Genomic DNA, 6,521 nt, shown 5'->3' with positions numbered 1-6,521 from the left:
TGTCAGTATTTGCAAAAGCCTCGCCACCGCATCCCCAACTACGATTATTGGCAAGATAAAGCCTGGAAAGCCCCTAGGGAAATGACCTTACCAGCCCTGCTCAGATTGCTGTAATACGTAAGTGGCCACGTCTTCAACTTGAGCAGGATTCAGACGGCTTCTGAAAGAGGGCATGGCATTCTTTCCCTTGGTGACCTGAGTCATAATTGCCTCCAGAGAATTCATGCCGTACTTCTCCAGGGCTTCCTTCTTCAAAGTCTTACTAGGAATGATGACGTTATTTCCCCCAAGATGACAAGCTGAACAATTGGCATTAAAGATTTTCGCACCATTTGCGACATTCGCAGCTTGAGTCGGCGAGGTCATTGGCAAGAGCAGAAACGCGATCGCAACACAGATAATGAGCAGCTTTTTCAAAGGGGATGCTCCTCTGACGGAGGACGTTTGAGTGGTCTAAGCCTCGAGGACTAGCCTGCAACAGTCAACTTACCAACCATACCAGCGCCCCGGTGAGGTTCGCAGTAGTAGGTGTAGTCACCAGCAGGAGCATCTTTAGGAATGGTTACTTCGATCGTGTCTCCAGGAGCCATTTCCAGCTTTTTATGGGACATAGATTTGGCAAGCGCTTTGTCTCCACCGGGAATGGTTGCTTCATCAAACACAACGTTGTGAGGAGGTACTTTGTTAACCACAAAGTTCACTGTATCATCAGGCTTGACGGTCAGTTTGGCAGGTTCAAAGACCAACATACCATTATCGGCTCCCATTTTCACAGTGTAAGAGGCCGCGGCTGCGGGATCAGCGGAGAAAAAGAAGCTACCCATAACGAGCAGCACGGCAGCAAAGGCTAAACAAACACGTTTTGCAATTGAAGTCATTGATTTCATAACCTTGCTTGACAATCTACAGCAGACGTACACGTCTTAAATTCTAAAGCAATTGTGAGGCCGAAAGTTCAACCCGTCGGAATTTATCCACCCTCAAACGTTTCGGTGCCCCAACCTGGAGCTTTCTCGGCGGCTCGCAGGATAAACGCCGCGATCGCTTCCACGTCTGGAGTCGCTAACCATGACTCTGGGACTTTGCGGCACCAGAAGGATTCTTCACTGCCATCATAGGTCATGGGATGACGCAGGTAAGCCACCAGGCCCTGAATTGTATCCCGGCGCGGAGTGGCTCCGGCCAGTGCCGTAAGGGAGAGAGGAACCGTTGGATCGGGGAGTGTATTACCCCCAACATGACAGTTCAAACAGTTTTTTTCAAAAAGTGATTTCCCGGAAGAAATTTCTGCTGCAGAAAATAAGCGAGTACTTCCCTGCTCATCAACTACCAGAGGAATCGGTTCGGTAACTTTTAAGTAGCGCGTGACGTAGGGGTCTACTACTGCTTGAGCAGGTAAGCTAACCAGTACCATTGGCAAGAAAATTGCCGCTATCCAGGCTAGCAAGGGAAGCCAGAATTTTTGGTGTAGCATTAGTGACCCCTAGCACGACAACAATTGGGATGAATCTAAGTCAGGTGAATCTGGGTTAGTAGTAAATCTTACCACCGCCCCACTTTTCACCCACGACTTTGGGTTGCAGCAAGATGTGACCCGCAATCGCCACCAGGTCATCTTCTGTCAGGTTCCGCATTTCGGGGAAAGTATCCTTGCTCTTCAAACTGGGGTGGACTTCTGCGATCGATTCAACCCCGTCATAGCTGGTTGGATTCTTCATGTAATCCACCAGGGCATCCAGGTTATTCCGAGGTGGAGTAGCCAGGGACAGCGCTTCTGGGTCTAACCCAACATTGGGGTCAGTTTTGGTGATTCCACCTACATGGCATTGAGCGCAGGCATATTGGAACAGGCGCTTCCCTTCTTTTACCTGTTTCAGGCTCAATGTAATGGAATCTCCCCGATCGTTGAGAGGAACTGTACGGGTTTCCGCACTCAGTTCAGCCGCCATTGCGTGACCAACGAAGGACTGAAAAGCGAAGAATACAGTGGCTATCACAAGCCAGATGTACCTTTTGAGCATGGTTCTCCTTAATGTGGCTTCAGTATATAAGTGTCAACAGGATATCAGCAGACTCAATATGGCTGGATTTGGCAGTTGGAAAATAGAGCTTTGCAGGAAACCTTTGAACAAACTCCAACAGTAGGCTTGTAAACTAGCGCCAAAACCGTGTGGGAGTGTTTATAGGAAATTCCTGACGATTAGCTGAGGTTGACCGTTAAAAAAGGTTGTTTTTCTCTGCCCCTTTTGTGATACAGAATCTGCAAAACCCACGGTATGATTTGCTATCCGACTAAATTGAGCCATTCTGATACAAATATCATGCCACTGAGTGCAACCTTTCCCAAGCCTTACTATAGATTCCCTCTGATTGCCCACACGATCGTCTAACAGCAAGGATAAGTAACATGAAGCTCTGTACAATACGGCCGACGATCGCTAGTCAGGAGTAGTGACACTGAGCGGACGAATCTCCGCTAACTGCGGTGGTAAGTGAGTGGCGGCCACGGGTTGATGTAAACGAATTAAGCGGGCCAGGGTGGGCTTAAGCTGGGTACGGGGGACAATCACATCCACAAAGCCGTGTTGCAGCAGATACTCAGCAGTCTGAAAATTCTCCGGCAACTTTTCTCGCAGGGTTTGTTCCACCACTCGTCGTCCGGCAAAGCCGATCGTGGCTTTTGGTTCCGCCAGAATAATATCCCCCAGCATAGCAAAACTGGCTGTGACTCCGCCGGTAGTCGGGTGGGTCAACACCGGAATATAGAGCAACCGGGCATCTCGTAAGCGCTGGAGGGCACCCGAAATTTTGGCCATCTGCATCAGGCTCAGCATACCTTCCTGCATTCTGGCTCCTCCAGAGGCACAGACAATCACGACAGGGAGTCGCTCACGGGTTGCGCGTTCAATCAAGCGGGTGAGTTTTTCCCCCACGACCGATCCCATACTGCCGCCCATAAACCGAAAGTCCATCACTCCCAGAGCGATCGGCAACCCATCTAAGCGGCCCACCCCGGTTTGGACGGCATCCAACAAACTGGTTTTTTCTTGCATCTCCCGCAGGCGATCGCTGTAGGGTTTACGATCCCGAAACTTGAGTGGGTCGGTGGCCTGTAAGTCGATATCAATGGCCATCCAGGTATTGGGGTCAATTAACTGACGGATTCGTTCGTCACTATGAACCCGCGTATGATGATTACACTCCGGACAGACCATTTGATTGGCCTGTAAATCTTTGGCATAAGTGAGGACTCCACACGCTTCACACTTTACCCATAGCCCATCCGCAATCTCACGTTCCTGATGCTCACGACTAATTGGGCCGGATTTCCGCCGATTTGCAAACCAATCAAATAAAGACATGGACGCGCAGACCCTCACTAACTAACCTGATGGATTGCTTTTAGTTGACTTTGCAGGGCACCAACAACTTTGAGTGCCAGCCAAAGATTATCCAAACGAACTATTGCAATGTTTTATCGCGGAATGATTATACCAATTCAGCCTTTCACTCTTAGGAGACTCTGTGATTGTTTTACAAGTTCAGGTAAATTCCTTAACTGTCTGAAAAGACTCGGTGAAGTCTCCAGCACTCTAGTCACGACCTCTGCCGGATGGGAACTCTAGGATGAGCCGAGGTACAGTTAGCAGCTATGAAATCATTGATCAATATCTTCTCTGAACTAATTGAGTCTAATTTTTACCTGGAAAGCCACTCATCGTAGATCACTCTAGTACAAAACCGATTGCGACTCTGGTTGGCTCTTCTTGTTATCGAGCTGTATCAGATGATGCCTTGAAAGATGAGGATAATGCAGGGTGGCTAGTGGAATTAGATGGGACAACTCGCAGTGAATGGATTGAGCGTATTATTTGGATTCGGCTGATTGATCGCCTGGCAGAACAGGAATTGCTTTACCCTGAAGAACCCCAATTTCAGAAGTTTTTGGGGGAATGGAATTATTTACTAAGTACTGGTGCTTTGCCTGCCGAGTGTACTTTAATCGGTTTGGAGTTGGTCGAGCAGAAATACTTCAGCAAACGGCTTACCAAAATCCTGGCTACCACAAAATGATGACATTTTGGTTGAAGGATTACCTGCCTCAGTTGCGTCATCAAGCCTACCAGTTGCTGAATGCGAACTCACTGCATCCGTCCTGGCGAATTCTTAGGGATTGGTCAGTTTATCGCTACCGTCGGATTGAATTGACTTTTCGGCACTGTCAGTTTGATTATGTTCAGTTTCCAGAAGTCTATTGGCAGCAGGTACAGGCTGATCTGCCAATGCTGTTGGCTCAGGTGCGATCGCAAAATGCGGTGAGCCACCATCCAGTTGGCTTCTCTTCTAGCATCAGTACTTTGTATAGTCAGTTGCGAGGATGGAATCAACGCCTGAGTTTTCCATCCGTCTCTCCTCAGTTAGCCATGCTGTCTGCGGCTTAGAGCCAGGATTGCCCAGCGTGTCAGTTCACAACCTGCGAGAGGCAACAGTAGAAAAAACGAGTCATCCTTGCGGTAGGCTGAATTTTGTGGCGCAGGGATGGCTTTTTTAGCGACTCGTCTTGGCTTATGATGAATAGCTTGTGAAAGTTTTTCATCCTTAATTCATTTCCAGTTCCATGACTCAGCACTACCGCATTACCCTGCTTCCTGGCGACGGCATCGGCCCTGAAATTATGGCTGTGGCAGTAAAGGTGATGCAGGTGGTTGGCCAGCACCTGAATTTAACCTTTGAGTTTCAGGAGGCATTGATCGGAGGTGCTGCGATCGATGCCACTGGAGAACCCCTGCCAGCTAAAACCTTAGATCTATGCAAGTCCAGTGACGCGGTGTTGTTGGCAGCGATCGGGGGCTACAAGTGGGATACCCTGCCGCGCCATCTCCGCCCAGAAACCGGGTTATTGGCATTACGAGCAGGATTGGAATTGTTTGCCAACTTACGACCGGCCAAAATTCTGCCTCAGTTGATTGATGCCTCCAGCCTGAAACGGGAAGTCGTAGAAGGCGTAGACATTATGGTGGTGCGCGAGTTGACTGGAGGCATTTACTTTGGTCAGCCCAAAGGGGTGTTTGCTACCGAAACTGGGGAAAAGCGGGGAGTCAACACGATGGCCTATACCGAGTCAGAAATTGATCGGATTGGGCGAGTGGCCTTTGAAACGGCCCGTAAGCGCCGCAAGCAACTGTGTTCAGTGGACAAAGCCAATGTGCTGGAAGTTTCTCAACTGTGGCGCGATCGCATCACCGCCTTAGCCAGTGAGTATCCCGATGTGGAACTGTCTCACATGTATGTGGATAACGCTGCCATGCAACTGGTACGCAATCCCAGACAATTCGACACGATCGTCACGGGTAACTTGTTTGGAGATATTTTGTCCGATGAAGCCGCGATGCTGACGGGCAGTATCGGGATGTTGCCCTCAGCCAGTATGGGGGCCTCTGGCCCTGGTTTGTTTGAACCCGTACATGGCTCTGCCCCTGATATTGCCGAACAGGACAAAGCCAATCCTTTAGCTCAAGTCCTCAGTGCCGCCATGATGCTGCGCTATGGACTGAACCAGCCGGAAGCCGCCGATCGCATCGAACAGGCTGTCATGAAGGTATTAGATGAGGGCAAACGAACGGGCGATATTATGTCCGAAGGTATGACGTTATTGGGGTGTCAGGCGATGGGAGAGGCTCTCGTGCAAGCACTGGACTAGGGGACGAGCAGCACATCCAAGAGACACTATTTTGTATTCCAGCAGCTAAACTAGGTCCAGCTAGAGAACGGCCGTTTTCCTATAAGAGAAACTACGGTTCTGGACTTTGACAAGGCTTAAATTTGTTCAACAAGCTTGAGAGGAAGGGTTGGCCTGATTTGAGAAACCCGCAGCAGCAATTAAGGGGCAGGCTACTATAATCTACGAACCGAGTACTTGGAATGGTGAACGGAAACATGATTAAAAACGATACCTGGATCCAAGAAATGGCCGCCAAGGGGATGATTTCTCCCTTTGAACCTCAGTTAGTGCGACACGTTGATGGACTCCCTGTGATTTCCTATGGTCTGAGCAGCTATGGTTACGACTTACGGCTGTCTCCAGCAGAGTTCCGCATTTTCCGTCATATTCCGGGTACAGTTGTGGATCCTAAAAACTTTAGTCCTGCCAACCTGGAACCTGCTGAATTGCATAGCGATCGCAACGGCCAATACTTCATCCTGCCTGCTCACTCCTACGGTCTGGGAGTGGCTTTAGAGCGGTTAGAAGTTCCAGAAAACGTCACCGTTATTTGTATCGGTAAAAGCACTTATGCCCGTACAGGCTTAATTGCCAATCTCACTCCGGCGGAGGCAGGCTGGCGCGGTTACTTAACCCTGGAATTCTCCAACTCCTCCAGTGCCGATTGCCGCATCTATGCCAACGAAGGCGTTGTCCAATTGATCTTTTTAGAAGGTGCTCCCTGTGCGGTTAGTTACGAAGCACGGCGCGGTAAGTATCAAGACCAACCAGAACAGGTGACGTTGGCAAGAGTGTAGAG

At 49.4% G+C, this 6,521-nt stretch carries 9 protein-coding genes; 4 read left to right on the top strand and 5 right to left on the bottom strand.

What is annotated here, in order from left to right; all coding sequences use genetic code 11:
- Positions 1-87 precede the first annotated feature (87 nt).
- The 5 genes from petJ to accD all read right to left on the bottom strand — a co-directional run bounded on the left by petJ (position 88) and on the right by accD (position 3,362).
- Complete coding sequence (gene petJ / locus ACUVQO_RS13495) at positions 88-417, bottom strand: cytochrome c6 PetJ (protein WP_445926388.1); 330 nt, start codon at positions 415-417, stop codon at positions 88-90.
- A 50-nt stretch (positions 418-467) separates the two neighbouring features.
- On the bottom strand, positions 468-878 hold the full coding sequence (gene petE, locus ACUVQO_RS13490; RefSeq protein ID WP_445926387.1) for a plastocyanin: 411 nt from the start codon (positions 876-878) through the stop codon (positions 468-470).
- Positions 879-970: 92 nt separating this feature from the next.
- Positions 971-1,474 (bottom strand): photosystem II cytochrome PsbV2, encoded by a 504-nt coding sequence (gene psbV2, locus ACUVQO_RS13485; RefSeq protein ID WP_445926386.1) that lies wholly within the window; start codon positions 1,472-1,474, stop codon positions 971-973.
- Between the two features lie 55 nt (positions 1,475-1,529).
- Positions 1,530-2,021: a photosystem II cytochrome c-550 gene (psbV, locus tag ACUVQO_RS13480; RefSeq protein ID WP_233743320.1), complete on the bottom strand. Its 492-nt coding sequence runs from the start codon at positions 2,019-2,021 to the stop codon at positions 1,530-1,532.
- Positions 2,022-2,438: 417 nt separating this feature from the next.
- A complete protein-coding gene (gene accD, locus ACUVQO_RS13475; RefSeq protein ID WP_445926385.1) occupies positions 2,439-3,362 on the bottom strand; it encodes an acetyl-CoA carboxylase, carboxyltransferase subunit beta in 924 nt (307 codons plus the stop codon).
- Positions 3,363-3,795: 433 nt separating this feature from the next.
- Between accD and ACUVQO_RS13470 the strand changes: the two genes are divergently transcribed.
- The 4 genes from ACUVQO_RS13470 to dcd all read left to right on the top strand — a co-directional run bounded on the left by ACUVQO_RS13470 (position 3,796) and on the right by dcd (position 6,519).
- Complete coding sequence (locus ACUVQO_RS13470) at positions 3,796-4,074, top strand: hypothetical protein (protein WP_445926384.1); 279 nt, start codon at positions 3,796-3,798, stop codon at positions 4,072-4,074.
- Positions 4,071-4,442 carry a hypothetical protein gene (locus tag ACUVQO_RS13465; protein ID WP_445926383.1) on the top strand — a complete coding sequence of 124 codons (372 nt, stop codon included), beginning with the start codon at positions 4,071-4,073 and terminating at the stop codon, positions 4,440-4,442. The genes ACUVQO_RS13470 and ACUVQO_RS13465 overlap by 4 nt, the downstream gene beginning before the upstream one ends.
- A gap of 176 nt (positions 4,443-4,618) precedes the next feature.
- Positions 4,619-5,701 (top strand): 3-isopropylmalate dehydrogenase, encoded by a 1,083-nt coding sequence (gene leuB / locus ACUVQO_RS13460; protein WP_445926382.1) that lies wholly within the window; start codon positions 4,619-4,621, stop codon positions 5,699-5,701.
- Between the two features lie 221 nt (positions 5,702-5,922).
- On the top strand, positions 5,923-6,519 hold the full coding sequence (dcd, locus tag ACUVQO_RS13455; protein ID WP_445926381.1) for a dCTP deaminase: 597 nt from the start codon (positions 5,923-5,925) through the stop codon (positions 6,517-6,519).
- The last annotated feature ends 2 nt before the right edge of the window (positions 6,520-6,521 follow it).

The sequence above is a fragment of the Leptodesmis sp. genome, from assembly GCF_052746595.1.
This window is presented reverse-complemented; position numbering and strand designations above follow the sequence as displayed.

Bases quoted from the DNA above. Each gene is read 5' to 3' on its own strand.
- petE (WP_445926387.1), bottom strand. From the start codon at position 878: ATGACTTCAATTGCAAAACGTGTTTGTTTAGCCTTTGCTGCCGTGCTG.
- psbV2 (WP_445926386.1), bottom strand. From the start codon at position 1,474: ATGCTACACCAAAAATTCTGGCTTCCCTTGCTAGCCTGGATAGCGGCA.
- psbV (WP_233743320.1), bottom strand. From the start codon at position 2,021: ATGCTCAAAAGGTACATCTGGCTTGTGATAGCCACTGTATTCTTCGCT.
- accD (WP_445926385.1), bottom strand. From the start codon at position 3,362: ATGTCTTTATTTGATTGGTTTGCAAATCGGCGGAAATCCGGCCCAATT.
- ACUVQO_RS13465 (WP_445926383.1), top strand. From the start codon at position 4,071: ATGATGACATTTTGGTTGAAGGATTACCTGCCTCAGTTGCGTCATCAA.
- leuB (WP_445926382.1), top strand. From the start codon at position 4,619: ATGACTCAGCACTACCGCATTACCCTGCTTCCTGGCGACGGCATCGGC.
- dcd (WP_445926381.1), top strand. From the start codon at position 5,923: ATGGTGAACGGAAACATGATTAAAAACGATACCTGGATCCAAGAAATG.